The organism is Pseudonocardia sp. ICBG1142, from assembly GCF_020496255.1.
Taxonomy (GTDB): domain Bacteria; phylum Actinomycetota; class Actinomycetes; order Mycobacteriales; family Pseudonocardiaceae; genus Pseudonocardia.
This window is the reverse complement of record NZ_JAHLJC010000004.1, coordinates 124,063-148,395: the sequence shown is the minus strand read 5'-3', so window position 1 is coordinate 148,395 and position 24,333 is coordinate 124,063. Positions and strand designations below refer to the sequence as shown.

At 74.5% G+C, this 24,333-nt stretch carries 22 protein-coding genes; 10 read left to right on the top strand and 12 right to left on the bottom strand.

Features of this window, described 5'->3' with window-relative positions:
* Positions 1-39: 39 nt before the first annotated feature.
* From KPL59_RS03165 to KPL59_RS03150, 4 genes are read right to left on the bottom strand one after another with little or no spacing between them, the layout of a single operon-like run.
* Entirely contained in the window at positions 40-2,349 is a 2,310-nt protein-coding gene (locus tag KPL59_RS03165) for a bifunctional salicylyl-CoA 5-hydroxylase/oxidoreductase (RefSeq protein ID WP_226359881.1), read from the bottom strand.
* Positions 2,346-3,236 (bottom strand): acyl-CoA thioesterase II, encoded by an 891-nt coding sequence (locus tag KPL59_RS03160; RefSeq protein ID WP_226359880.1) that lies wholly within the window; start codon positions 3,234-3,236, stop codon positions 2,346-2,348. The genes KPL59_RS03165 and KPL59_RS03160 overlap by 4 nt, the downstream gene beginning before the upstream one ends.
* Positions 3,233-3,688, bottom strand: coding sequence for a cupin domain-containing protein (locus KPL59_RS03155; protein ID WP_051050234.1), 456 nt, complete (start codon positions 3,686-3,688; stop codon positions 3,233-3,235). The genes KPL59_RS03160 and KPL59_RS03155 overlap by 4 nt, the downstream gene beginning before the upstream one ends.
* Positions 3,685-4,518: a fumarylacetoacetate hydrolase family protein gene (locus KPL59_RS03150; protein ID WP_226359879.1), complete on the bottom strand. Its 834-nt coding sequence runs from the start codon at positions 4,516-4,518 to the stop codon at positions 3,685-3,687. Before KPL59_RS03150 ends, KPL59_RS03155 begins: the two co-directional genes overlap by 4 nt.
* 241 nt (positions 4,519-4,759) lie before the next feature.
* Here KPL59_RS03150 and KPL59_RS03145 point away from each other — a divergent pair, with 241 nt between their 5' ends.
* The 5 genes from KPL59_RS03145 to KPL59_RS03125 all read left to right on the top strand — a co-directional run bounded on the left by KPL59_RS03145 (position 4,760) and on the right by KPL59_RS03125 (position 10,815).
* Positions 4,760-6,088, top strand: coding sequence for a phenylacetate--CoA ligase family protein (locus KPL59_RS03145; RefSeq protein ID WP_226352330.1), 1,329 nt, complete (start codon positions 4,760-4,762; stop codon positions 6,086-6,088).
* 38 nt (positions 6,089-6,126) lie between these two features.
* Complete coding sequence (locus KPL59_RS03140; protein ID WP_226359878.1) at positions 6,127-6,387, top strand: hypothetical protein; 261 nt, start codon at positions 6,127-6,129, stop codon at positions 6,385-6,387.
* Positions 6,388-6,468: 81 nt separating this feature from the next.
* Complete coding sequence (locus KPL59_RS03135; RefSeq protein WP_226359877.1) at positions 6,469-8,700, top strand: indolepyruvate ferredoxin oxidoreductase subunit alpha; 2,232 nt, start codon at positions 6,469-6,471, stop codon at positions 8,698-8,700.
* Entirely contained in the window at positions 8,700-10,400 is a 1,701-nt protein-coding gene (locus KPL59_RS03130; RefSeq protein ID WP_226359876.1) for an indolepyruvate oxidoreductase subunit beta family protein, read from the top strand. The genes KPL59_RS03135 and KPL59_RS03130 overlap by 1 nt, the downstream gene beginning before the upstream one ends.
* A 1-nt stretch (position 10,401) precedes the next feature.
* Entirely contained in the window at positions 10,402-10,815 is a 414-nt protein-coding gene (locus tag KPL59_RS03125; RefSeq protein WP_020625041.1) for a RidA family protein, read from the top strand.
* Between the two features lie 492 nt (positions 10,816-11,307).
* On the opposite strand, the gene KPL59_RS03120 is transcribed toward KPL59_RS03125, so the two are convergent.
* The 3 genes from KPL59_RS03120 to KPL59_RS03110 form a co-directional block, all read right to left on the bottom strand.
* Entirely contained in the window at positions 11,308-12,147 is an 840-nt protein-coding gene (locus tag KPL59_RS03120) for a PaaX family transcriptional regulator C-terminal domain-containing protein (RefSeq protein ID WP_226359875.1), read from the bottom strand.
* 164 nt (positions 12,148-12,311) lie between these two features.
* Entirely contained in the window at positions 12,312-13,838 is a 1,527-nt protein-coding gene (locus KPL59_RS03115; RefSeq protein ID WP_226360116.1) for an NAD(P)/FAD-dependent oxidoreductase, read from the bottom strand.
* Positions 13,839-13,843: 5 nt separating this feature from the next.
* Positions 13,844-14,635, bottom strand: coding sequence for an SDR family oxidoreductase (locus KPL59_RS03110; protein ID WP_226359874.1), 792 nt, complete (start codon positions 14,633-14,635; stop codon positions 13,844-13,846).
* A gap of 151 nt (positions 14,636-14,786) precedes the next feature.
* Between KPL59_RS03110 and KPL59_RS03105 the strand changes: the two genes are divergently transcribed.
* From KPL59_RS03105 to KPL59_RS03095, 3 genes are all read left to right on the top strand, one after another.
* Complete coding sequence (locus KPL59_RS03105; RefSeq protein ID WP_226359873.1) at positions 14,787-15,761, top strand: AraC family transcriptional regulator; 975 nt, start codon at positions 14,787-14,789, stop codon at positions 15,759-15,761.
* A gap of 123 nt (positions 15,762-15,884) precedes the next feature.
* Positions 15,885-16,658: a cyclase family protein gene (locus KPL59_RS03100; protein ID WP_226359872.1), complete on the top strand. Its 774-nt coding sequence runs from the start codon at positions 15,885-15,887 to the stop codon at positions 16,656-16,658.
* A gap of 3 nt (positions 16,659-16,661) precedes the next feature.
* Positions 16,662-18,269: an NAD(P)/FAD-dependent oxidoreductase gene (locus KPL59_RS03095; protein ID WP_226359871.1), complete on the top strand. Its 1,608-nt coding sequence runs from the start codon at positions 16,662-16,664 to the stop codon at positions 18,267-18,269.
* 122 nt (positions 18,270-18,391) lie between these two features.
* On the opposite strand, the gene KPL59_RS03090 is transcribed toward KPL59_RS03095, so the two are convergent.
* From KPL59_RS03090 to KPL59_RS03070, 5 genes are all read right to left on the bottom strand, one after another.
* Positions 18,392-19,681: an aromatic acid/H+ symport family MFS transporter gene (locus tag KPL59_RS03090; RefSeq protein ID WP_226359870.1), complete on the bottom strand. Its 1,290-nt coding sequence runs from the start codon at positions 19,679-19,681 to the stop codon at positions 18,392-18,394.
* A gap of 163 nt (positions 19,682-19,844) precedes the next feature.
* Positions 19,845-20,081: a hypothetical protein gene (locus tag KPL59_RS03085; RefSeq protein WP_226359869.1), complete on the bottom strand. Its 237-nt coding sequence runs from the start codon at positions 20,079-20,081 to the stop codon at positions 19,845-19,847.
* Positions 20,082-20,129: 48 nt separating this feature from the next.
* Positions 20,130-20,378 (bottom strand): three-helix bundle dimerization domain-containing protein, encoded by a 249-nt coding sequence (locus KPL59_RS03080; RefSeq protein WP_226359868.1) that lies wholly within the window; start codon positions 20,376-20,378, stop codon positions 20,130-20,132.
* Between the two features lie 180 nt (positions 20,379-20,558).
* A complete protein-coding gene (locus tag KPL59_RS03075; protein WP_226359867.1) occupies positions 20,559-21,263 on the bottom strand; it encodes a response regulator transcription factor in 705 nt (234 codons plus the stop codon).
* The gene (locus KPL59_RS03070; RefSeq protein ID WP_226359866.1) at positions 21,260-22,393 is read right to left on the bottom strand and encodes a histidine kinase; all 1,134 of its coding nucleotides are present in this window, start codon (positions 22,391-22,393) and stop codon (positions 21,260-21,262) included. The genes KPL59_RS03075 and KPL59_RS03070 overlap by 4 nt, the downstream gene beginning before the upstream one ends.
* Positions 22,394-22,497: 104 nt before the next feature.
* Here KPL59_RS03070 and KPL59_RS03065 point away from each other — a divergent pair, with 104 nt between their 5' ends.
* Together KPL59_RS03065 and KPL59_RS03060 are read left to right on the top strand one after the other, a co-directional pair.
* The gene (locus KPL59_RS03065) at positions 22,498-23,439 is read left to right on the top strand and encodes an ABC transporter ATP-binding protein (RefSeq protein ID WP_226359865.1); all 942 of its coding nucleotides are present in this window, start codon (positions 22,498-22,500) and stop codon (positions 23,437-23,439) included.
* Positions 23,436-24,209, top strand: coding sequence for an ABC transporter permease (locus KPL59_RS03060; protein WP_226359864.1), 774 nt, complete (start codon positions 23,436-23,438; stop codon positions 24,207-24,209). Before KPL59_RS03065 ends, KPL59_RS03060 begins: the two co-directional genes overlap by 4 nt.
* Positions 24,210-24,333: the final 124 nt, after the last annotated feature.

Here is a 24,333-nt window from a genome sequence, read left to right as displayed (position 1 = left end):
GGCGTCCGCGCGTCACCCGCAGGGGCAGGACGTGTGGGCTCACGGCTCCTGTGCGCGGCGCCGCGCCGAGAGCCCCGACCGGTACTGCTTCGGGATCGCGTGCCCGCGGAAGTCCTGGTCCAGGGCTGCGTTCAGCGTCCAGTACGGGTCCACCAGGTGCGGACGGGCGATGGCACACAGGTCCGCCCGGCCGGACGCGATGATCGTGTTCGCGTCCTCGACGCTGGACACCGCGCCGACGGTGATCGTCGGGACGCCGGTCTCCTGCCGGATCCGGTCGGCGAACGGCGTCTGGTAGAGCCGCCCGTAGCGCGGCCTCGCCTCGGTGCTGGTCTGGCCGGTCGAGACGTCGACGATGTCCGCGCCGTGCGCGTGCAGCATCGGGGCCAGGGCCACCGCGTCGTCGCCGTCGAAACCTCCCTCGACCCAGTCGGTGGCGCTGATCCGGACGCTGATCGGCCGGTCGGCCGGCCACACCTCGCGCACGGCGTCGAGGATCCGCAGGCCCAGTCGGGCCCGGTTCGCCAGGCTGCCGCCGTAGGAGTCGGTCCGCCGGTTCGACACCGGGGACAGGAAGCTCGACACCAGGTACCCGTGCGCGAAGTGCAGCTCGATCATGTCGAACCCGGCGTCGGCGGCGCGGCGTGCCGCGGCGACGTGGTCGGCGACGACCTGGTCGAGGTCGGCCTCGGTCGCCTCGCGCGGGACCTGGCTGTCGGGCCGGTAGCGCACCGGCGACGGCGCCAGGATCTCCCAGTTGCCGTCGGAGAGGGGCTCGTCGATGCCCTCCCACATGACCTTCGTCGAGCCCTTGCGCCCGGCGTGGCCGATCTGGGCGGCGATCTTCGCGCCGGTGTTCTCGTGCACGAAGCGCACGACGCGGGCCCACGCGTCCCGCTGGTCGTCGGTGTACAGGCCGGGGCAGCCGGGGGTGATCCGGCCGTCGGCGGAGGTGCAGATCATCTCCGTCATGACCAGCCCGGCGCCGCCCTGCGCCCGCCCGCCGAGGTGCACGAGGTGCCAGTCGGTCGGCACGCCGTCCACGGCGGAGTACTGGGCCATCGGCGAGACGACGATCCGGTTCGCCAGGGTCATGCCGCGCAGCCGGTAGGGGTGGAACATCGGCGGGGTGCCGGTCTCGACGTCGCAGCCCAGCTCGCGGGTGCGGTCGGCGAGCCAGGCGTCGACCCGGCCGACGTAGCCGGCGTCGCGCAGCTTGAGGTTGTCGTAGGTGACCCGCTGCGAGCGGGTGAGCAGCTGGAACACGAACTGCTCGGGGGCCAGGCCACGGTAGCGGCGCACGCCCTCGAACCACTCCAGGCTGGTCTGCGCGGAGCGCTGCAGCGACTCGACGACCGGCTTGCGGTCCTCCTGGTAGGCCTTGAGCGCGGCCTCGACGGTCGGTTCCCGGTCCACCGCGCCGACCAGCCCGATCGCGTCCTCCAGCGCGAGCTTGGTGCCCGAGCCGATGGAGAAATGCGCGGTGTGCGCGGCGTCGCCGACGAGCGCCACGTTCCCGGCGCGCCAGGACCCGCTGCGCAGCACGCCGAAGGACAGCCAGCCGGAGTTGTTGCCGATCAGGCCGTGGCCGTCGAGCAGGTCGGCGAAGACCTCCTCGCAGAAGCGCAGGGAGCGCTCGTCGTTCTCGCCGGGCCTGCGCTCGGCGGCGGCGAACTCCGCGAGCCCGGCCCGCTCCCAGGTGTCGGAGTCCGTCTCGACGATGAAGGTGGAGCGCTCGCCGTCGAACGGGTAGATGTGCGCCCAGAACAGCCCGAACCTGGTCTCGACGAACTGGAAGGTGAAGCAGTCGAACGGCCGGGTGGTGGCGAACCAGACGTACTGGGCGGTCCGCCGGTCCAGGGTGGGCCGGAACTCCTCGGCCAGCGCCTCGCGGATGCGGGAGTTCACGCCGTCGGCGGCGATGACCAGGTCGTGGTCGCGGCGCAGGGTGTCCAGGTCCGGCGCCTCGGTGGAGAAGCGCAGGTCGACCCCGAGCTCCGCGGCCCGCTCGCCGAGGATGCCGAGCAGCCGCTTGCGCTCCAGCGCTGCGAAGGCGTGCCCGTCGCTGCGATCGCGTACCCCGAGGACGTCGACGTCGATCGCCGACCAGTGCCGGAACTTCGCGGCGATGCGGTCGAGCGACTCCGGGTCGGCGGCGCGGATGTTGTCCAGCGTCTCCTCGGAGAACACGACGCCGAAGCCGAAGGTGTCGTCGGCGCGGTTGCGCTCGTAGACCACCACCTCGCGTGACGGGTCGGACTTCTTGAGCAGGATCGCCGAGAACAGCCCACCGGGGCCGCCACCGACGGAGACGATCTTCTGGGCTGCAGCGCCCACGGGAGAGCTCACGGGAGACTCACCAGTCCTTCCTGGACGACCGAGGCCAGCAGCCGGCCGTCGGCGGAGTAGAGGCGGGCGGTGCCGAGCCCGGTGCCGCGGGTGGCGACCGGGGAGGTCTGGACCAGTGCGACCCAGGAGTCCATGCGGCCGTCGTGGTGCCACCACATGGCGTGGTCGAGGCTGGCGGTGACGACGCCGTCGTCGGCCCAGGCCGAGCCGTGGCGGCGCAGGATCGGCTCGAGCAGGGTGTAGTCGCAGACGTAGGCCAGGGCGCTGCGGTGGATCGCCGGGTCGTCGGGCAGCCGTTCCCAGGCCTTCAGCCACACGGTCTGCCGGGCGACGCGCTCGCCGCCGGCGTCGGTGTAGAGCGCCGAGGGGGAGTGCCGGATGTCGAAGCCGCGGTGGAAGCGCCAGTACTCGGCGTCGCGGGTGTCCGCGCCGACGAGCACGTCGGCGGTGCTCGGCAGCTCGCTCGGGTCACCCGCCTCGGGCGGCAGCGTGTCGGAGTGCTCGACGGCACCCGCGGTGGGCACCGCGAACTGGGCCATCGCCCGGAAGATCTCCTTGCCGCCCTGCAGGCCGCGCACCGCGCGGTGGGAGAAGCCGCGGCCGTCGCGGACGCGCTCGACCTCCCAGCGGGTCTGTGCGTGCACGTCGCCGGCGCGCAGGAAGTAGCCGTGCAGGTTCGCGACGCGGCGGTCCTCGCCGACGGTGAGGGTCATGGCCCGCTCGGCCTGTGCGACGAGCTCGCCGCCGTAGGCGCGGCCCGACGGGATGACCTGGTGGCGGGCGAGGAACGCGTCGTCGCCGTCCTTCTGCAGGTCCAGGGCGGTGAGCAGCGGGGCGACCGACCGCTCGGTGTCCGCGGGCATGGGCGTGGTGTGCTCGGTGCTCATGCGCGGCGGTATCCCTCGAGGCTCGCGTCGTCGACCTCGGGGAGGTTGACGACGATGTTGTCCGGTGTCCGGCAGGTCAGCCACACCAGTTCCTCGGTGGTCGACATGTTGCCCTCGACGTGCGGCATGAACGGCGGGACGAACACGAAGTCGCCCTCGTTCATCTCGATCCACTGCGCGTAGTTCTCGCCGTACCAGATGCGGCCGGTGCCCTTCAGCACGTAGCCGCCGGTCTCGGCCTCGCCGTGGTGGTGCGGCAGCGAGCGGTAGCCCGGCTCGTTGGAGACCCGGCCGAACCAGATCCGGGTGGCCGGGGTGTGCTGCGGCGACACGCCGGAGACACGGACGCAGCCACCGGACTGGCCGGTGCCGGTGTCCTCGGACCCGGCCCGGGTCACGACGGGGACGGCCGACCAGGCCAGCTCGGTGGCGTCCTTGCTCTGCTCACTCATGCGCACTCCCTGTGCTCGGTGCCGGTCTTCTCGATGCGGATCGGGGTGGTCAGGACGCCGACGCCGACCAGCTCGACCTCGACGACGTCGCCGTCGGCCAGGGCGCGGGGCGGGGACATCCCGGCGCCGACCCCGGCGGGGGTGCCGGTGAGCACGACGTCGCCGGGGGACAGCCGGGTGAACGCCGAGACGTAGGCGAGCAGCGCGGGCGCGTCGAACACCAGGTCCGCGGTGTCGCCGGACTGCACGAGCTCGCCGCCGACCCGGCAGGTCAGTGAGAGACCGGCGGCCGGGTCCAGCTCGTCGGGGGTGACGAGCACCGGGCCGAGCGGGGTGGTGGCGTCGAACGCCTTGCCCGGCAGCCACTGCCCGGTGTGGCGCTGCCAGGAGCGGACCGACAGGTCGTTCGCGGCGGTCGCCTCGTCGCGGTCCGCGCGGTGCAGCGGTGCCCCGACGACGACGGCGAGCTCGGCCTCCCAGTCCAGGCCCTCGGCCCAGTCCGGCACCGTCACGGTGTCCGCGGGCCCGGTGAGGGTGTCGGCGAACTTGGTGAACAGCGTCGGGTGGGCGGGCAGCTCACGGCCCATCTCGCGGATGTGTCCCGCGTAGTTGTGCCCGCAGCACACGACCTTCGCCGGGTGCGGGACGACCGCGGCGAGGTCCTCGCCCCCGGGGACCGCACCCGGTGCGGCGACGGCGCGGGCCCGGCCGGGGCCGTCCGGGTCGGCCAGCAGCGCACCGACGTCGCGGTACCCCAGCGGCACCCACCGCCCGTCGGCGGCGACGGCGGCGACGGTGGTGTCCGCGCGGCGCAGGGTCGCCAGGCGCATCCCGACCTCCTGTTGTGTCGCCTCCTTGACGGGAACCACTGAAACACGATGAACGGTGTCGCGGCAAGCGCGTCGCGATCATCTGCGTCAGGTGGACAGCGTCCGCGTTTCGCGGCCATGACGTGCTGATCTCGTTCTCCGGATGCCTCGGTGGTGGGGGTTGTCGGCGGTCGCCGTTCCGTGCTGTGATGACTGTCGTCACGTCAGCGATATACGGCTTGTGCCGGGAGAAGGGGACGTCGTGACCGACCAGCCGTTCTGGAACCCCAAGACCGAGCTCATGCCGCGCGCGGAGCTCGTCGAGCTGCAGCTCGCGAAGCTGCGCCGGGTGCTGGCCTGGGCGAAGGACCGCAGCCCGCACTACCGGCGCACCCTCGCCGGCGTCGACCCGGACCGGATCCGCACCCGCGACGACCTGGCGCGCATCCCGTTCCTCACCCGCGAGGAGTGGATGGCGTCCCAGGACGCGCACCCGCCCTTCGGTGAGCTGCCGGTCACCGGGCCGGAGTCGGCGATCCGGCTGCACACCACCTCTGGAACCTCCGGACGCACCCCGCTGCGTGCCTTGGACTCCCGCAAGGACTGGTCGTGGTCGGCGGAGATGTGGTGCTACGCGCTGTGGGGCGCCGGGGTCCGCCCGCACGACGTCGGCTACGTCGCGTTCGGCTACGGCTCGTTCATCGGGTTCTGGGGCCTGCACAACGGGCTGGAGAAGATCGGGGCGCTGACCATCCCCGGCGGGGCGCAGTCCACCGCCCAGCGGGTGCGCCAGATCCACGACTTCGGCGCGACCGTCGTCGCGTCCACCCCGACCTACGCGCTGCGCCTGGCCGCGGAGGCCGAGGAGCTGGGCATCGACCTGGTGAACGGCCCGGTCCGCCGGGTGATCCTCTCCGGCGAGCCCGCCGGGTCGATCCCGGAGACCACGGCGCTGATCGAGCGGAAGTGGGGCGCGCGGGCCTACGACACCGCGGGCATGACCGAGGTGTCGACGATCGTCATGTTCACCCCCGCCGAGCAGCCCGGCGGCTGCCACGTCATCGAGGACCACCTCCTGGAGGAGGTGATCGACCCCGAGACCGGGCGCGAGGTCGGCTACGGCGAGCGCGGCGAGCGGGTCTGCACCTCCTTCGGGCGCTCGACCACCCCGTTGCTGCGGTACCGCACCGCCGACCTGGTGGTGAAGGTCCCCGGCACGGCGACGACCTCCGGGCGCACCTGGGACCTGTACCAGGGCGGGATCATCGGCCGGGTCGACGACATGAAGCTCGTCCGCGGCACCAACGTCTACCCGGGCGCCGTCGAGGCGATCGTGCGCGGCTTCGACGGTGTCGAGGAGTTCCAGATCCGCATCTCCCGCCCCGGCGACCGCGACGAGATCGAGCTGCTGCTCGAACCCGCGGCCACCGTCGACGGCACCGCCTGGGACCTGCTCTCCGGGCGGGTCGCGGCCGAGCTGGCCGACGCGCACGAGGGCCTGCGCTTCCACGTCCGCCGCGCCGCGACCGGGGAGCTGCCCCGCTTCGAGCTGAAGGCCAAGCGGCTCACCGACCTGCGTCCGGCCATCTGACCGGGCCCGCCGCCGACCCGACCCGCGAGGAGCCCCCCATGAGCACGACCACCGCCACGACCACCGCGCCGTCCGCCCCGCGCGCCGCCGCCGACCGGGCGACGGACCTGCTCGGTGTCCCGCTCGACGACGCCGAGCAGGCCCTGCTCGACGTCTACGACCGGATCGTCGCCGCGCTGCGCCGCGACGACCTCTCGCCCTGCGTCGCCGCGAACCTGCGCGCCGCGCTCGCCCCGGTGGCCGTCGCCGTCACCGACCTCGGCCTGCGCTTCGAGCACCTGACCGACGTGGGCGTCTGACCGCCGTACCCGCCCCCGTACCCGCCCCGCGGCGCCGATCGGACAGCGACCACGTCCACGGGATAGGCGCCGCGCGATCCGATGCCTAGCGTCGGTGCCGACGACCACACCCACCACCACGACCACCACGACGAGAGGACGGCCATGGCCGAACGGTCCTCCGCCGCCGAGGTGCAGAAGCTGCGCGCCGGTGCCGGCGAGACGCTGCACGTCGAAGGCATCCTGGCCGTGACGAAGGCGCTGCTGCAGTCCGGCGTCGCCTACGTCGGCGGCTACCAGGGCGCGCCGATCTCGCACCTCATGGACGTCCTCGGCGACGCCCGCGAGATCCTCGACGAGCTCGACGTCCGGTTCGAGAACTCCGCCTCCGAGGCGACGGCCGCGGCCATGCTGGCCGCGTCGGTGCACCACCCGCTGCGCGGCGCGATCACCTTCAAGTCCCCGGTCGGCACGAACGTCGCCTCCGACGCCCTGGCCAACCTCGCCTCGGGCGGGGTCACCGGTGGTGCGCTGGTGATCCTCGGCGAGGACTACGGCGAGGGCTCCTCGATCATGCAGGAGCGGGTGCACGCGTTCGCGATGAAGTCGCAGATGTGGCTGCTCGACCCGCGCGCCGACACGACCGCGATCGTGAACGCGGTGGAGTCCGGGTTCGCGCTGTCCGAGGCGTCGAACACCCCGGTCTTCCTGGAGCTGCGGCTGCGGTCCTGCCACCTGCACGGCGGGTTCGTCGCCAAGGACAACGTGCGGCCGCCGATGACCGTCGCCCAGGCCGCGGACGCCCCGCGGCGCAGCGTCGACCGGATCGTGCTGCCGCCCGCGTCGTTCGCCCACGAGCGGGAGAAGCTGGAGGACCGCTGGCCCCGGGCGGTCGAGTTCATCCGGGAGCACGGACTCAACGAGCTGTTCCCCGGCGACGGCACCGCCTCCGACGTGGGCATCATCGTCCAGGGCGGGCTGTACAACACCCTGAACCGGTCGATGGAGCTGCTCGGTGCCTCCGACACGCTCGGCCGCACCCGCGTCCCGACCTACGTCATGAACGTGACCTACCCGGTCGTCGACTCCGAGATCGTCGAGTTCTGCGCCGGCAAGCGCGCCGTGATCATGGTCGAGGAGGGGCAGCCCGACTACATCGAGCAGAACCTGCACGCGATCCTGCGCCGTGCCGACGTCCCGACCGTGCTGCACGGCAAGGACATGCTGGCCGCGGGCGGCGAGTACACCGCCCAGGTCATCACCCGCGGACTGGACCAGTTCCTCGGCAAGTACGCCCCCGACGTCGTCACCCACCGGCCGTCGCTGCTGCGCGACCCGGCCGACCCGGCGAGCCCGTTCGCGCCGCGGGTCGCTGCCGAGGTCGTGCGCCCGCGCCCGCCGGGCCTGTGCACCGGCTGCCCGGAGCGCCCGATCTTCTCCGGCCTCAAGCTCGCCGAGCGCGAGACCGGGCAGCACCAGATCTCCGCCGACATCGGCTGCCACCTGTTCGCCATCAACGCCCCGTTCGACCTGGGCGCGACGACGATGGGCTACGGCATGGGCGCCGCGGGCTCGTCCGCGCTGGCCGGCGGCGGCGCCGAGAAGCGGCCCGTGTCGATCATGGGCGACGGCGGCTTCTGGCACAACGGGCTCGTGTCCGGCGTCGGGAACGCGGTGTTCAACAAGTCCGACCAGGTCATGGTGGTCGTCGACAACGACTACGCCGCCGCCACCGGCGGGCAGGACGTGCTGTCCAGCCACGCCGCCCTCGAGCGCCGCTCGACCAAGCACCCCATCGAGAAGGCCGCACGGGGGCTCGGCATCAACAACGCCACCACGATCGACAACACCTACGACGTGGCCCGCGTCCGCGACACCTTCCTGAAGGCGTTCCGCCGCAGGGAGCCCGGCCCCGAGCTGCTGGTCATGCAGTCGGAGTGCCAGCTCAACCGGCAGCGCCGGGTCAAGAAGGACCGCGCGGCCAGGCTCAAGCGCGGCGAGCGCGTCGTGCGCGAACGCTTCGGCGTCGACCCGGAGACCTGCACCGGCGACCACGCCTGCATCCGGATCTCCGGCTGCCCGTCGCTGACGATCACCGACAACCCGGACCCGCTGCGCACCGACCCGATCGCGACCGTGCTCGACTCCTGCGTCGGGTGCGGGGTCTGCGGCAACAACGCCCACGCGGCGGTGCTGTGTCCGTCGTTCTACCGCACCGACGTCGTCGACAACCCCACGGCCGGCGAGCGGGTCCGCGCCCGCGTCCGGTCCTGGTGGATCACCCTCGTCGGACGCGGCCTGGAGCGCCGCGCCGCCCGGATGGAGGCAGCCTGATGCCCACCGTGATGCCCGCACCGACCCGGACCGGCACCGCGTCCTGGTACGCCGGGAACCGCCCGATCACCCTCGCGATCCTCGCGATGGGCGGCGAGGGCGGCGGGGTGCTCGCCGACTGGGTCGTGGCCGTCGCCGAGGCCGCCGGCTACCACGCGCAGACCACCTCGGTCGCCGGCGTCGCCCAGCGGACCGGGGCGACCGTCTACTACGCCGAGCTGCACCCCCCGCTGCCCGAGAGCGACTCGGCCGACGGCGCGGGCCGGGCCGAGCCGGTGCTGTCGGTGTTCCCGACGCCCGGCGAGGTCGACGTCGTCGTCGCCTCGGAGCTGATGGAGTGCGGCCGCGCCGTGCAACGCGGCTTCGCCACCCCCGACCGCACCACGCTGATCACCTCGACGAACCGCGTCTACTCCATCGACGAGAAGATGCACCTCGGTGACGGCCGCGTCGACTCCGACGAGCTCGTCGCCGCGGCGGGCCGCGCCGCGCGGCACCTGGTCGCCGCGGACTTCGCCGCGATCGCCGAGGAGCACCGCAGCGTGATCTCCGCGGCGCTGTTCGGGGCGCTCGCCGGGTCGGGGGCGCTGCCCTTCTCCCGGGACCGCTTCGAGCAGGCCATCCGCGACGCCGGCAAGGGCGTCGAGCCGAGCCTGGCCGCGTTCGCGGGCGGGTTCGACGCCGCCACCGCCGCACTCGCCCCCGCACCGCCCGCGCCGCCCGCGCCCAGCGCGCCGGCGACCGTCGACATCGCGATCGGGCCCCGCCCCGTCTCCGCCGAGGAGCGCAAGGAGCGCGAGGAGGCGCGGCGCAACGACATCGCCGCGACCGACCCGGAGTCCCTGGTGGGGGAGGACCTGCGGCCGCTCGCCCGCACCGTCGCCGACCTGCCGGCCGCGTCGCGGTCCACGGTCCTGCACGGGCTCGTGCGGACCGGGGTCTACCAGGACCTCGACTACGCCGCCCGCTACCTCGACCGGGTCCGCGCGTTCGCCGCCGTCGACCCCGACCGGTCCGGCGATGCCCGCCTCACCACCGAGGCGGCCCGGCACCTGGCGCTGTGGATGTGCTACCAGGACACGATCCACGTCGCGCTGCAGAAGACCCGCAAGCGCCGTCTCGAACGGGTCCGTGAGGAGGCCCGGGTGACCTCGGCGCAGCTGTCCCAGGTGCGTGAGTACCTGCACCCGCAGGCCGAGGAGATCACCGACACGCTGCCGTACCGGCTCGGGAAGGTGCTGCGCCGGTCGCGGGCGTTCACCCGCACCGTCGACCGGGTCACCTGTGAGGGCATGGTTCTCGACACCACCTCGGTGTCCGGCTACGCGATGCTCGCGACGATGGCGCGGATGCGTCCGCTGCGGCCGCGGTCGCTGCGGTTCGTCGAGGAGCAGAAGGCGATCGAGGCGTGGACGGCGCTCGCGCTCGGGATCGCCGCCGAGGACACCGACCTCGCCACCGAGGTCGTCGTCTGCCAGAAGGTCCTCAAGGGCTACGGCGCCACCTACGCCCACGGCAACGACAGCTTCGCCCTGCTCTGCCGGGCCGCCGGCGAGCTGCGCGGCCGCGCCGACGCCGCGGCGGTGCTCGCCCGGCTGCGGTCCGCCGCCCTGGCCGACGAGGACGGCGCCGCCCTGCGGCAGCAGCTGTCCGGGGCCGGGCTGCCCACCACCGTCCCGTCGAAGAAGGGGAAGCACTGACATGACCACCGGCACCGCATCCGACGTCGAGCTCATCAACCCGGACACCCTCGCGAGGCCGTCCGGTTTCACCCACGCCGTCCGGCACGGCGACACCGTGCACCTCTCCGGCCAGACCGCGATGGACGCGACCGGCACGATCGTCGACGGCGACATCGTCGACCAGTTCCGCCAGGCCCTGACCAACGTGATCACCGCCCTGCGTGCGGCGGGCTCCGAGCCCGCGGACCTGCTGTCGGTCCGGATCTACCTGCTCGACGTGCCGGGCTACCAGGCCCGCGGCAGGGAGATCGGCGCGATCTGGAAGGAGCTGTGCGGGCGGACGTACCCGGCCATGACCGGTGTCGGGGTCACCGCGCTGTGGCAGCCCGAGGCGCTGATCGAGATCGAGGCGGTCGCGGCGCGCCGGGTCTGAGCGCGGCCACCCGCCCGCTCGCGCCGGGTCCGGACCACCGGGCCCGGCGCTCCGGCGTGGGCTCCGGCGTGGGCGGAGGTGTTCCGTGGCCGGGTGGAGCGTGTCGGACCAGGGGGTTCGGTGAATTCGCTTACCCGGTAAGCGAATTCACCGGAGGTGGTGTGCGGTGCCGGCGGATCCCGGGTGCCGTCGGCCCTCGGCCTGACCCGGGGCAGGGTGCACTCGCGGTGCGGTGCGGCACCGTCGCCCCGGCGCCCGACCCCGGCGAACTCGCTTACCGGGTAAGCGAATCGTTCGACCTCCTGCCCGCGCGGTCGCTCCGCCGGGCGGTTGCCCAGCCGGGCGGTTGCCCTGCCGGGCGGGCGCCTGCCCGTGATCGTCCTGCCGGGCGACGGCCCGTCCCTGCTCCGGCGACGCACGGGGCCCGTGGCCGGTGGGCACGACTGCGCTGCCCCCGCAGGCCGCCGGTCGCACGGCGCGGTTCCCGGAGGCTCAGGCGTCCAGGACGCTGCTGACGTGCTCCCGTGCCGGGCCGGCCAGGCGGGCCCGCAGGTCGCCGAACAGGTCCTCGGCGCGGTCGCCGACCCAGTTCTCGGGCAGCGCCTCCAGCGGCAGGCCCGGGTCGAGGTAGGGGAGGCGTCGCCAGACGGTCACCAGCGTCACGTAGTCGGCGAAGGCCTGCTCGGCGGTGCCGTCGGCGTCGCGCCAGGCGCGCAGCACCGGCTCGTGGCGGGCGACGAACGCCGAGTACTGCGCGGCGAGGGCGTCGAGGTCCCACCAGGACGCGACGGTCTCGCACAGTGGGCGTCCGGCGACGTGCCGGCTGCGGAACAGCTCGGTGTACCCGCGCAGACCGGCGCGGTCCAGCGCGTGCGAGACCTCGGCCTCCAGGTGCGCCGGCGCGACCCACAGGCCCGGAGCCACGGTGCCCAGGCCGAGCCGGATCAGCAGGCTGCGCAGCTGATGACGCTGGTCACGGGCCGATTCGGGCACCGAGAAGGCCACCAGCAGCCAGCCCTCCCCGGCGCCGGCGCGGCGACGGGAGAAGATCCGCTCGTCGCCCTCGGCGAGCACGTCGGCCAGCGCGGCCGACAGCCGGTACCCGGCGGCGCCGCCGACCTTCTGCGGCTCCAGCAGACCACGCCGCTTCAGCCTCGACACCGCCGAGCGCACGGCCTGGCCGTCGACCCCGAGCCCGCCGAGCAGGCGCACCAGCGACGACACCGACAGGGCGCCGCCGCGTTCGCGGGCGTAGAGCCCGTACACCGACACGATCAGCCGGCGCGGCGGGACGGGCGCCAGGATCTCCTCCGGTTCGGCGACGGTCGTCACGTCGGCATCGTACGGCCGCGAGCGGCGGCCGGGCCGCGCGCCGGGCCGACGGCGGGGTGTCGGCGCGGTGGTCAGGGCGGTGGTCGGGTCGGCCCCCGCCACGCGGCGACGCGCCGCACCGTCCGGGAGGGACGGTGCGGCGCGTCGCGGGGGAGCGGTGCTCGTCACCCGGCGGCCCGCAGCGGGGCCCCCGTCCGCCGGTCCGCCCCGGCCGCGGTGAGCGGGGCGTGCCGGGCGGTCAGCTCGGCGGTGATCCGGGCGTACGCACCGGGGTCGACCGGCAACAGCCACTCGGCCAGGCGGCGGCGCCGTCCGATGCCGGCGCCCAGGTCGGAGAGCATCTCGTCGATGTTGTGCAGCGAGAACGGGATGATGTTCGTACCGCGGGCGTGCTTGCCCTCGGTGCGCTCCTCCATCCACCGCAGCCGCTCCTGCACGAAGGCGCGCCGCTGCTCCACCGACGGCAGGTCGATCCCGCCCGCCAGGTGCACCCCGATCCACAGCGCCGCGACCTCGGCCGACAGCGGGGACAGGAACGAGGAGTTGTACCCGCAGAAGCTCAGGTCCGCCACGGTGTGCGGGTGGATCTGGCGGTAGAGCTCGAAGTTGCCGCGCTCGTCGACCAGCCGGTCCCGCACGTCCTGCGACAGGAACGGCACCCGCTGGTGGAACCCCGTCGCCGCGACGACCACGTCGGCCGGGACCTCGGTGCCGTCGGACAGGATCGCGACGGGCCTGCCGTCGCGGGCACCGAGCGCGCTGATGAGCGTGTCGCGGTGGACGGTGATCGAGCCGTCGGCGACGGCCTCGTAGAAGCCCTCGGTGGCCAGCGACACCGTGGAGCGCGCGATGTCCTCGAGCGTCCCGTCCGGCACCAGGCCCAGCTTCTGCAGCCCGAGCTGGCGCACGATCTGGCCCTGCAGGCTCGACATCATCCCGTTGCGCACGCCCTTGCCCGGGCCGTGCAGGAACTTCTCGAAGCCGGCGAGGTGGGCGTAGCGGAACAGGCCTTCGCCGAGCCGGGTGAGCAGCAGGTACTTGTAGTTCAGGGCACCGCCGATCCGGCGGGGCATCTTCCACAGCAGCTCGCGGGCCACCACGGTGGTCGTGCGCGACACGCTGTTCAGGGCCACCGCCACGTCGCAGCCGGACTCGCCGTAGCCGATCACGACGACGTCGCGGTCGCGGGCGTCGTCGATGTCGGTGAAGTCCGACGGCGCGCAGTACCGCCCGCCGGCGGCGCGGTGCTCCTCGGTGCCGGGCAGCGGCGGCAGGAACGGTTCGGAGAAGATCCCGTTCGCGACGACGAGGTGGTCGAACTCGCCCACCCCGGCGGCCGCGCCCGCGGTGGTGACGGTCCAGCCGCCGCCCTCGCGCGGCTCGGCGGAGAGCACCTCGGTGTCGGTGCGCACCGCGTCGCGGATGCCGAAGTGGCGGGCGTAGGACTCCAGGTACTCCTGCACCTGCTGCCCGGACGGCCACTCCGGGTAGTGCTTCGGCATCGGGAAGTCCGACAGCGAGTAGGTGCCCTTGTCGTTCTGCGTGGTCAGGCCGGGGTAGCGGCGGCTGGCGCTCCACACCCCGCCGACGTCCGGCGCCTTCTCGAACACGGTGACGTCGTGACCGAAACCGGTCAGGACCTTGGCGGAGGAGAGGCCGGCGAATCCGGCCCCGACGACGGCGATCTTCATGGTGGTCACTCCGAAGCGGTCGCGAGCTGGGGGATGGCGGGAACGGCCTGCTCCGGACCCATCGCCGAGTAGCCGCCGTCGACGGCCCAGTCGGCGCCGGTGACGGCGGAGGCGGCCGGGGAGAGCAGGAAGGCGACGACGGCGCCGACCTCGTCCGGGTCGCCGACGCGGCCCGTCAGATGGAACGGGGCGGCGACGCGGTCGGTGTGCGCACGGTCGCCGCCGGACAGGTCGTCCATGATCTTCGACCAGGTCCAGCCCGGGGAGACCGAGTTGACCCGGATGCCGTCGCCGGCGAGGTCCATCGCCATGGAGCGGGTGACCTGCACCAGCGCGGCCTTCGACGCCGGGTAGACCCAGCGCCCCGTCTGGGCGACCTTCGACGAGATCGAGGTCAGGTTGACCACCGCGCCGCGGGCCGCCGCGAGGTGGGGCCGCGCGGTCCGGGTGGCCTGCACCGCGCTGACCAGGTTGACCTCCAGCGCGCGCAGCCAGTCGGCCCGACCGGTGTCGGCGCCCTCGTCGAGGTAGCTGCACGCCAGGTTCACCAGGCCGTGCAGGCCGGACGGGGCGGCGACGGCGGCGACGGTGGCGGCCACCGCGTCGTCGTCGGTGATGTCGGTGCGGTGGAACGCGACGCGCCCGCCGAGCTCGTCGAGCAGCGGCTTCGCGCCGGCCTCGTCGATGTCGGCGATCGCGACGGACGCCCCGGCGGCGTGCAGGGCACGGACGACACCGTGCCCGACCAGGGTCGATCCGCCGGTCACCAGCACCGTGCGGCCGTGCAGGTCAGTCATGGGAGCCTCCGAAACATGACGGTCATCTAGCGGACGCGTGATGGCAGTCATCATTTGGCTATATGGTTGGCGTGACTATCCCCACCACGCGGTCGCTGTCCGTGGGACGCGGCCGGGACGCACGAACCGGGGTCGAGCACGAGGAGGTGCCATGACCGAGGTGCTGAGCGGTTTCCGACGGGTGCACTCGCCGGACCTGGAGGAGGCCCGCGAGCGGGTCGGCGAGGTGTTCTGCCCGCACCGGCTGGAGCCGGTGGACCGCGCGACACCGGCGCCGGTCCGGTTCAACACGGCCGCGTTCGGGGCGGTCGGGCTGTCCTACCTGTCCTACGGGGCGGCGGTACGGATCAGGCCGCAGCCGCTGCGCTCGTTCGTCCTGGTCCAGATCCCGCTCTCCGGGCGCGCCCTGGTGCGCACCGGCGGCACCGAGGTCGTCTCCGACGCCCGCACGGCGTCGGTGCCCGACCCGGACGCCGGCCTGGACATGACCTGGGAGTCCGGGAACGAGCAGCTCATCGTGCGGGTCGAGCGCGAAGCGCTGACCGGGCAGCTGCACCGGCTGCTGGGCCGCCCGCCGTCGAAGCCGCTGCGGCTGGCGACCAGCGTCGACCTCACCACCCCGGCCGCGCGGTCCTGGCTGTCGACGGTGGACATGGTCCGCACCGACCTCGACGGCCCCGGCGGCCTCACCCACCCCGTGCTGCGTGCCCAGGCCGAGCAGCTGCTGATGAGCCAGCTGCTCGCCGCGGTGCCGCACTCGTCCAGCGACGAGCTGCTCGCCGCGGCCGACCCGCCGCCCGCGGTGCCGAAGGTGATCCGCCGCGCGGAGGCGCTGATCGACGGGCACGCGCGCGAGCCGTTGACCGTCGACGACGTCGCCGAGGCCGTCGGGCTCTCGGTCCGCAGCCTGCAGGAGGGCTTCCGCCGCCACCTCGACACCACGCCGACCGCGCGGCTGCGCGAGGCACGGCTGGCCGGTGTGCGGGCCGAGCTCACCGAGTCCGACCCGACCCGGCGCACGGTGTCCCAGGTCGCCGCGGACTGGGGCTTCGCGCACCTGGGCCGGTTCGCCGTTGCCTACCGGGAGCGGTTCGGGGAGTCGCCCTCGGAGACCCTGCGCGGCTGACCCCGGGCGGCCGACCTCTGGGGGGCTGACTCTGAGCGGACAGCCGCCGCGCGGAACGGATGGCCGGACACGCATCGGTGCGACGAAGCTGTCCGGCACGTCCCGACCGACCTGGAGGTCCCCGTGTCCGTCCTCTCCGCCCTGCTCGACGCCGCGCGTTCCGGCTCGGTCCGGGTCGTCGACCTGACGACCCCGCTGCAGGCCTCGACGCCGATCCTCGAGCTGCCCGAGCCGTTCGGCCAGACCGCGCGGTTCGAGCTGGAGGAGATCTCCCGCTACGACGACCGCGGCCCGGCCTGGTACTGGAACAACATCCGCACCGGCGAGCACACCGGCACCCACCTCGACGCGCCCAACCACTGGATCACCGGCAGGGACGGCCTCGACGTCTCGCAGGCGCCGCTGTCGACCCTCGTCGCGCCGGTCGCGGTGATCGACCGGACCGCCGAGGCCGAGAAGGCCCCCGACTACCTGCTGCAGATCGCCGACGTCGCGGCGTGGGAGGCGGAGAACGGCCCGCTGCCCGCGGGCGGGTGGCTGCTGCTGCGCACCGGGTGGTCGGCCCGCGGCGAGGACGAGGCGGCCTTCGCCAACGCCGACGAGAACGGCCCGCACACCCCGGGCGTCGCACCGGAGTGCGCGCGGTGGCTGGCGCGCGAGACCCCGATCACCGGCCTGGGCGTGGAGACCGTGGGCACCGACGCGGGGCAGGCGCCGAACCTGGAGCCCGCGTTCCCGTGCCACTCCGAGCTGATGGGCGCGGACAAGTGGGGGCTGACCAGCCTGCGCAACCTCGACCAGCTCCCGGCCACCGGCGCGGTGCTGGTGGTGTGCCCGCTGCCGATCGTCGGCGGCTCGGGCAGCCCGGCGCGCGTGCTCGCACTGGTCGAGGGCTGAGCCGTGCACGCCACGTACGACGCCGTCGTCGTCGGCGGCGGCATCAACGGTCTGGCCGCGGCCGCCCGACTCGCCCGCGGGGGCTGGTCGGTCGCGCTCGTCGACGACCACGACCGGGTCGGTGGGTTCGTCGCCGCCCAGGAGCACGATGGGTTCGTCCACGACACCTGGTCGAGCTGGCACCCGCTGTTCGTCACCGGCCCGGCCTACGCCGCCTTCGGCGACGACCTGCACCGGCACGGTCTCGCCTACGCCAACACCGACGGCCCGCTCACCGCGACGGTCGCGGGCGACGGCTCGGTCGCGCTCGCCCACCGGTCGGTCGAGGCGACCGTCGCCGGGTTCGCCGAGGCGGCCGACCGCGACGCCTACCGGGCCATGATCGACCGGTTCGGCACGCACGCCGCCGGGATCGGCGGGCTCCTCGGCGCCGAGCTGCACGCCCCCGGCACGCTCGGCCCGGTCGCGACGCTGGCCCGCGCCGCGGGCGTCGCCGGGATGGAGACCTACGCCCGCGACGCGCTGACCTCCGGCCGGTCCTGGATGCGCGCCCGGTTCACCGGTCCGGAGACCGACCGGCTCTGGGCGCCGTGGCTGCTGCACGCCGGCCTGGCCCCGGACTCCGCGTCCGGCGGGCTCATGGTCCCGATCTTCGCCGCGACCATGCACGGTGCCGGGCTGCCGGTCGTCACCGGCGGGGCGGGCCACTTCCTCACCGCCTGGGAGCGGCTGCTCGACGAGCTCGGCGTCGCGGTGCACACCGGCTGCCGGGTCGAGCGGGTCACGGTCGCCTCCGGGCGCGCGACGGGCGTCGCCGGTGGCGGGTTCGCGTTCCGGGCGCGGCGCGCGGTGCTGGCCTCGGTGACCCCGCCGGCGCTCTACGGATCGCTGCTCCCGCCCACCGTGGTGCCACCGCCGGTGGCCGCCGCCGCCGCCCGCTACCGCCCGGGTCGGGCCGCGATGCAGATCCACGTGACGCTGTCCGGGCCGGTCCCGTGGGCCGACACCCGGCTGCGCGAGGTCCCCCTGGTCCACGTCTGCGACGGGTCCGACTCGACCGCGATCGCCTGCGCCGAGGCGGAGGCGGGGCTGCTGCCGCGCCGGCCGACCGTCGTCGTGGGGCAGCAGCACGTGCTCGACCCGACCCGGGTCCCCGAGGGCGCCGCCGCGCTGTGGCTGCAGCTCCAGGAGCTGCCCTTCGCCCCGGTCGGCGACGCGGCGGGCGAGCTGGACCCCGCCGACGGCTGGGACGCCACCCTCGCCGAGGGCTACGCCGAGCGGGTCCTCGACCGGGTCGCCGCGCACGCGCCGGGCCTGCGCGAGCTCGTCGGCCGGGTCGACGTGCTCGACCCGACCGCGATCGCCGCGCACAACCCGAACGCGCTGCGTGGGGACCCCTACGCCGGGTCGGCCGAGCTGGACCAGAACTTCTGGTGGCGGCCGCTGCCGACCTCCGGCGGGCACGCGACGCCGGTGCCCGGGCTGTGGCAGATCGGCGCGTCCACCCATCCCGGTCCGGGGCTGGGCGGGGCGTCGGGTTTCCTGGTCGCCGACCGGCTCGCGACCCCCGGGCCGGTGGCACGGCTGCGCTCGCGCCTGTCCGGGCGGTGACGCGGGGCCGTCGGTGATCGCCGGGAGTGGAGTGCACGGGGCGGCGCACTGCGCTGCGCGCTCCACTCCCGGCGATCATCCGGTGGTGTCGACGGTCGCACGCGGCCTGCGCACGTGCCCCGTCACGGGTGCGTCGCTGCGCCCCGCGGGACCAGCACCATGACGATCGCGCCGAGCACGGCGGGGATCGCGAAGGCGAGGAAGTTCGCGGCGAACCCGGCCCCGGTCGCCATCACGACGCCGCCGTAGAGCGGACCCGCGATGGCCCCGATCCGGCCGATCCCCAGCGACCAGCCGAGCCCGGCGGCGCGCAGGTGCTCGGGGTAGAAGGTGGCGGTGTAGGAGTTCACGATGATCGTCGTGCCGATCGTGCAGGCCCCGGCGACGGCGATCAGGCCGAGCAGCACCGGCGTCGGGAAGCGGTTCATCAGCAGCAGGATCGACGCCGCCGCGGTGAGGAACATCCCGGTGACGACCGGGCGCGGCCCGATGCGGTCGGCGAGCGCCCCGAGCAGCGGCGCCCCGACGATCGCGCCGAGGTTGAGCGCCAGCAGGAACGCCAGTGCCCCGCCCAGCGGGTAGCCGGCCTGACGCATGATCTGGGCGAGCCAGGTGTTGAGGCCGTAGACCAGCAGCAGCCCGAACCCGGTGCCGACCCAGAACAGCAGCGTGCCGCGCAGGTGGTGGCGGTCGAGCAGCGCACGCAGCCCGGCGCGGCCGGCACCGGGCGGGGCGTCGTCGGGGACCGGCATCCCGTAGCGGGCGGCCAGTGCGGCCGCCTCGGCGCGGCGACCGCGCCCGACCAGGTAGGCCGCCGACTCCGGCAGCGCCACCGCGACGACGACGAGCAGCACCGCGCCGACCCCGGCGCCGATCCAGAACAGCGCCCGCCAGCCCAGCTGCTCCAGCAGCACGATCCCGGACAGCGCCGCGACGACGCCGCCGACGGAGTAGCCGGAGAACATCAGGGCGTTCGCCGCGTTGCGCCGCCCGGCCGGGGCGTACTCGACGGTCAGCGCGATCGCGGTCGGCACCACCCCGCCCAGCCCGATGCCCGCGACGAACCGCAGCAGGCCGAACACCTCCGGGGACGGGGCGAGGGCACAGAGCGCCATCGCGACCGAGAACCAGGCGATGCAGATGATCATCAGTCGGCGTCGGCCGATGCGGTCGGTGACGGTCCCGGCGAGCAGCGCGCCGACGAGCATGCCGACCAGTGCCAGTGACCCGATCCAGCCCGCGGTGCCCGCGTCGAGCGCCCACTCGCCGGAGATCAGGGTGGGCAGCACGGTGCCGTAGACGATGAGGTCGTAGCCGTCGACGACGATCGCCGTCCAGCACAGGGCGATGACCCAGGCGCGGGAACGGGTCCCGGTGCCCGGTGGTGCGGAACGGTCGGACACGTCGGTCATGCGTACCTCCTGGGACGGCATCGTCGAGAAGGCACCTTATGTCGGTTGTGTTCCGTACGTCACCGTCGGGACATGACGCAGTGCGTCCGGGTCCGGTCGGGCTGCGTCCGGACCCGGACGTCCGTGCCGGGGCCGCGAGGGTCGCCCGGTGGGCGGGATGGCCTCAGTCGGTGGGGGCGTCCACCCCGGTTCCGGCGTCGCCCGGCTCGCCGGCACCCTCGACGGGTTCCGGCTCGGCCGCGCCCTCGGACGTCGTGTCCTCAGAAGACTCCTCGCGGTCGGCCTCGGTGTCGCCGGCGTCGATCCGCTTGCCGAGCACGCGTTCCTCGAGTTCGTCGAGCGCACGTGCCGGGTCGATCGGGGGACTGGCGCGTCCGGTGTCGTTCTCGTCGTCGCTCATCGGGCGGGGGTACCCGGACGCCCGGTTCCCCATGCCGGGCCGAGCGGCTCAGAGGCCGGCGGTCGACTGCTCCAGGCGGGCCCGGGCCAGCCGCTCGACCAGCTCGGGCAGCGCACCCACCGGGCTGCCGCGCAGGTCGTCGCAGGCCTGCGCGACGGCGGCGACCACGTCGTCCCGGCTGACGGCCGGACCGAGCTCGTCGATCAACCTGCTGACGGCGTCGGTGGCCCGGGCGAGGTCCGGCGTCACCGGAGGCCGCCGGCGGATCGGCGGCAGGCGCCCGTCCGACGACGACACCGACGGAGTCCGGAACGGAGGTCCCTCTGTGTGTCGGTCATGACGATCCTTCCGTCGATCCTCACCCGGCTGAGTGAGAGTTACCCGGGAACGGGCAGCTCAATCGCGTCGGAACGGGTGACACCCGTGACCACGGAGCGCGATCGTGACCCGCCGCCGCGTCACCGTCGGACGGTCGGTTCAGGCACCGTCCCGGCCCCGTGGCGGGTCGAGCAGGCCGTGGTGCAGGGCCCGCAGCACCGCGCGGGTCCGGTCCCGCGTGCCCAGTTTCAGCAGCACGCTGGACACGTGGTTCTTCACCGTGCCCTCCGCCAGCACGAGGACCTGCGCGATCTCACGGTTGCTGTGCCCGGCGGCGAGCAGCCGCAGCACCTCGACCTCGCGGGCCGACAGGTCCTGCGGGGCGACGCCGGAGCCGTCGTCGGCCGGGGGCGGGCCGTCGCGCACCGCGCGCAGCAACCGGTCGGTGACGGCCGGGCTGATCAGGGTGCCGCCGTCGGCGAGGGTCCGCACCGCGCCGACGAGCTGGTCGAGGGTCACGTCCTTGAGCAGGTATCCGCGGGCCCCGGCGCGCAGTGCGGACAGGACCAGCTCGTCGTCGTCGAAGGTGGTGAGGACGAGCACCGGCACGTCGAGCCCGCGCGAGCGCAGCTCGGTCAGCGCCCACAGCCCGTCGTGACGGGGCATGCGCAGGTCCAGCAGCAGCACGTCCGGGTCGTGCTCGACGACGGCGGCCACCCCCTCCGCGCCGTCCCCGGCCTCGGCGACGACCTCGACCCCGTCGGCCAGGCCGAGCAGCCCGCGGACGCCGTGCCGGACCAGGGTCTGGTCGTCGACGAGCACCACGCGCACCGGCCGGTCACCGGGCGTCGTGGGCCCGGTCACGGCAGGACCGCCGTGACGACGAACCCGCGCGGTGCGGCGGGGCCCCAGTCGACCGACCCGCCGAACGCCTCGGCCCGTTCGGCCAGGCCGCGCAGCCCGTTCCCGGGGACCACGTCGGCGGCGGGGCCGCGGCCGTCGTCGCGGGCGGACAGCCGCAGGCCGCCGCCGGGGACGGGGGACAGGTCGATCCACACGGTGTCCGCGTCGCCGTGCCGGATGGCGTTGGTGAGGATCTCCTGCACGCAGCGGACCACCGCGAGGGTCCGCTCCTCGTCGGCGGCGACCCCGTCGGCGACGTGCACGTGCACCACCGGGCGGGGCAGCTGCTCGGCGATCCGCTCCAGGGTGGCCGCCAGGTCGGGGGCGCGGCCGCGCAGCTGCCCGACGGTCGTGCGGACGTCGGTGAGCAGGTCACCGGCCAGCGCGCGGGCCCGCGCGACGTGCCCGCCCGGGTCGGCGCCGGTGTGCGTCGCGATCTCCAGCTCCAGGGCGAGGGCGGTGAGCTGGTGCCCGACGAGGTCGTGCAGCTCGCGGGAGATCCGCAGCCGTTCCTGTGTCCGGCTGGTCTCGGCGAGCGCGGCGCCCGCGGCCGCGAGCTCGGCGTGCGCGGCGGCCAGTCGCCGTCGTGACGCCTCCTCGCGGTGCAGCGTCACGAGGAGCAGCACCGAGGCGCTCTGCAGCAGCAGGTAGATCGCGCCGGTCACCGCCGCGACCTGCACCGAATCCCCCGCGATCAGCGTCGCCACCGCGGCCACCCCGACGTTGACCACGACGATCGCCGCGGTGACCCGGCCCGGCAGGTGGTAGGTGGAGATGGCCGCGGTCACGACCAGGAAGATCGGCAGCCAGCCGAACGGCGCGCCGATCAGGACCAGCGCCGCCGCGGCGACCACCATCAGCGCGAGCAGCGCCCGGGTCGCGGTCACGCCGACGACCTCGTCCAGCCAGCCCCCCACCACCAGCGCGACGAGGAAGGCGGCGTAGGCGACCCACCACAGCCAGGGCGGGCCGAGTGGGCTCGCGGCGCCGGCGGCCTGCTCCAGCGCCACCGGGACGGCGAGGACCCCGCACAGCACACTCATGATGAGTCCGGCCACGACGTTCGGGTCGATCCGGCGCACGTCGGACACGGTAGGGCACGGTGCGGCGGGGTCCCCAGTGCCGGAAGTCATGGCTCGGGTTCACGACGTCCGGCACTGACCCCGGCCCCGGTCCGGCCGCCACTGTGACCGGCATGGATGCGATTGAGGTGCACCGGCTGCACAAGCGCTACGGCGAGACGGTGGCCGCCGACGGGGTCGACCTGTCGGTGCCCGCGGGGTCGGTCGTCGGGCTGCTCGGACCCAACGGGGCCGGCAAGACGACGACCGTCGAGTGCGTCGCGGGGCTGCGCGCCCCCGACTCCGGCACGGTACGGGTGCTCGGGCTGGACCCGCGCCGGGACCGACGCGCCGTCCGCGCGGTCCTGGGCGTGCAGCTGCAGGAGGCCGCCCTGCACGACATGCTCACCGCCGCCGAGCTGGTGCACCTGCACCGGTCCCTGCACCGCACCGGGCGCGACCCGGTGGAGCTGCTCGAGGCGGTCGGGCTGTCCGCGCAGGCCGGGACCCGGTTCGACCGGCTCTCCGGCGGCCAGGCCCAGCGCCTGTCGGTGGCGCTCGCGCTGGTCGGGGCACCCCGGGTGGTGATCCTCGACGAACTGACCACCGGTCTGGACCCGGCCTCCCGGGAGACCGTGCTCGACCTGGTGCGCGACCTCACCGTCGACGGGGTCGCGGTGCTGCTGGTCAGCCACCGGATGGACGAGGTCGAGCGGCTCTGCGACCGGGTCCTGCTGCTCGACGCCGGCCGGGTCGTCGCCGACGCCGCCCCGGCCGGGCTCGTCGCGGCGGCCGGGCTCGCGGACCGCGTCCGGTTCCGGACCGACGCCGCCTTCGACCGGGCCGCGCTGCTCGCCCTGCCCGGCGTCGCGGAGGTCTGCCGGGTCGGGCACGACGTCACCGTGACCGGCGAGGGCGAGCTGCTCGGCCCGGTCGGCGCGGAGCTCGTCCGGCAGGGTGTCGTCGCCACCGGGCTGCGTGCCGAGCGCCCCGGCCTCGACGAGGCGTTCCTGGCGCTGACCGGGCACCGGGTCCGCGCCGACCGCCCGGCGACGGCGGGGGAGGTGGCGGCGTGAGCGCCCCGGTCCGGTCCGGGCTGCCGCTCGCCGGGTGGCGGGCACTCGTCGCCGCGGAGTCCAGAATGGTCGCCCGGGACACCGCGGGACTGGTGGTCCCGCTGGTGCTGCCGCTGCTGATCCTGGTGATGGTCGGCGCGACGGTGCCGGAGCTGCCCCCGGATGTGCTCGGCGGCCGTTCGGTGGTGGAGGTCGTCGGGCTCCCGATCGCGGTCGCCACGGTGCTCGCACTGGTCGGCATCGTGAACGTGCCGAGCTTCGTCGCGTCCTACCGCCGCGGCGGGGTCCTGCGCCGGCTCGGGGTCACCCCCGCGGGCCCGGCCCCGGTGCTGGTGGCGCAGACGGTGGTCGGGGTCGGGCAGGTCGCGGCCGGTGTCGGCGTCGCGCTGGCGGTCGCGGTGCCGGTGTTCGGCGCGCGGATGCCCGCCGCGCCGTGGGCGGCGCTGGGCGGGCTCGTCCTGGGCACGGCGGCGTTCTTCGCGGTGGGGGCGCTGGTCGCGGCGCTGGCGCCGACGGCGAACGCGGCCGTCGCGGGCGGGGTGCTGCTGTTCTTCGCCACCGGGCTCCTGGGCGGCATGTTCGGCGACCCGCGGACGCTGCCCGGTCCGCTCGCCGAGATCGGCCGGACCCTGCCCTACGGCGCGACGTCGGAGCTGCTCGGGACGGCGTGGCGCGGGGTCCCGCCGGACACCGGCGCCGTCGTCGGGCTGGTCGTCGCGGTGCTGGTCGGTGCGGTGGGTGCGGTCCGGCTGTTCCGCTGGGACCGCTGAACAGGGCCCCGTTCGGTCCGCGGGACCGAACGGGGCGCCGATCTTCGGTCCCGACGACCGAGGAATCGCGGACCGATCTCCCTACCGTCTGCTCGCGACGTTCCGTCAGAGCCGACGCGAGGAG

Coding starts and splice junctions, on each gene's coding strand:
- KPL59_RS03065 (WP_226359865.1), top strand. CDS start 22,498: ATGGATGCGATTGAGGTGCACCGGCTGCACAAGCGCTACGGCGAGACG.
- KPL59_RS03090 (WP_226359870.1), bottom strand. CDS start 19,681: ATGACCGACGTGTCCGACCGTTCCGCACCACCGGGCACCGGGACCCGT.
- KPL59_RS03105 (WP_226359873.1), top strand. CDS start 14,787: ATGACCGAGGTGCTGAGCGGTTTCCGACGGGTGCACTCGCCGGACCTG.
- KPL59_RS03160 (WP_226359880.1), bottom strand. CDS start 3,236: ATGAGCACCGAGCACACCACGCCCATGCCCGCGGACACCGAGCGGTCG.
- KPL59_RS03110 (WP_226359874.1), bottom strand. CDS start 14,635: ATGACTGACCTGCACGGCCGCACGGTGCTGGTGACCGGCGGATCGACC.
- KPL59_RS03085 (WP_226359869.1), bottom strand. CDS start 20,081: ATGAGCGACGACGAGAACGACACCGGACGCGCCAGTCCCCCGATCGAC.
- KPL59_RS03150 (WP_226359879.1), bottom strand. CDS start 4,518: ATGCGCCTGGCGACCCTGCGCCGCGCGGACACCACCGTCGCCGCCGTC.
- KPL59_RS03155 (WP_051050234.1), bottom strand. CDS start 3,688: ATGAGTGAGCAGAGCAAGGACGCCACCGAGCTGGCCTGGTCGGCCGTC.
- KPL59_RS03135 (WP_226359877.1), top strand. CDS start 6,469: ATGCCTAGCGTCGGTGCCGACGACCACACCCACCACCACGACCACCAC.
- KPL59_RS03140 (WP_226359878.1), top strand. CDS start 6,127: ATGAGCACGACCACCGCCACGACCACCGCGCCGTCCGCCCCGCGCGCC.
- KPL59_RS03115 (WP_226360116.1), bottom strand. CDS start 13,838: ATGAAGATCGCCGTCGTCGGGGCCGGATTCGCCGGCCTCTCCTCCGCC.
- KPL59_RS03125 (WP_020625041.1), top strand. CDS start 10,402: ATGACCACCGGCACCGCATCCGACGTCGAGCTCATCAACCCGGACACC.
- KPL59_RS03130 (WP_226359876.1), top strand. CDS start 8,700: ATGCCCACCGTGATGCCCGCACCGACCCGGACCGGCACCGCGTCCTGG.